This is a genomic window from Streptomyces fructofermentans, from assembly GCF_014651055.1.
In the GTDB taxonomy this organism is placed as follows: Bacteria; Actinomycetota; Actinomycetes; order Streptomycetales; family Streptomycetaceae; genus Streptomyces; species Streptomyces fructofermentans.
The window spans coordinates 1-766 of sequence record NZ_BMWD01000082.1; the positions used below are offsets into that span (position 1 = coordinate 1).

1 protein-coding gene and 1 pseudogene are annotated in these 766 nt (G+C 68.1%); both read right to left on the minus strand.

Annotated features, from left to right (window positions below):
• Positions 1 to 501 (minus strand): ATP-binding protein (locus IE265_RS38060; protein WP_190040375.1); only part of this gene is annotated, 501 nt, incomplete at its 3' end.
• Positions 498 to 766 (minus strand): annotated as a pseudogene (locus IE265_RS38065) (IS21 family transposase); the annotation flags it as partial. The gene IE265_RS38060 and the pseudogene IE265_RS38065, both read right to left, overlap by 4 nt.

Sequence of the window (766 nt, forward strand, 5' to 3'; positions counted from 1 at the left end):
GAGAACGGCGGGGCGGAGGTAGCCGGTGAGCTTGCTCATCAGCCGGCCCTGGTCCTCAGCGGCTTTGAGCTGGCGGACCATGTCGTCGAGGCTGGTGAAGTAGATCGAGTAGCCGGCCCGGCAGGCTGCAACCGCGAGGGCGACAGCAATATGCGTTTTGCCCACTCCGGGAGGTCCGAGCAGGGCGACGTTGGCCTTGTCCTCGAGGAAGGCCAGGGTGGCCAGGTCTTTGACCTTGCGCGGGTCAAGCTCGGGCTGGAAGGAGAAGTCGTAGTCCTCGAGCGTCTTGTGGTGCGGCAGCTTCGACAAGCGAAGCCCGTTGCGGAACCGGCGGTCGTCACGGACCGCGAGCTCCTCGGCCAGCACCAGGTCGAGCAGATCGAGATAGCCCATCTTGGCCTCGTCGGCTCGATGGATGTACTGGTTGAGGGCTTCGGCCAGGTGCGGCAGGCCGAGTTTGACGGCGGTGGCACGGATGCGGTTGCTGGTCAGCTCGCTCAACGGGCTTCCTTCGTCGGTGCGTTGGTGGTGAAGGGGCGGGTGCCGGTCAGTTCGTCATAGACCGACAAAGGACGCCGGCCGACCTCGACGCTTGCGGCCGCGGACCGGTTCAGCAGAGCCTGCAGCGGTCCGCTCCCCGCCTGCGGAGCCCGGCCGCGGCGCGGTGACGGCAGCTCGTTCCCGGTGGTGACGCGACGGCCAACGCCGGTGGGCAGGCCGTCCCAGTGCGCCTCATCCACGATGCGGGCGCCTCGGCCCACTGCCC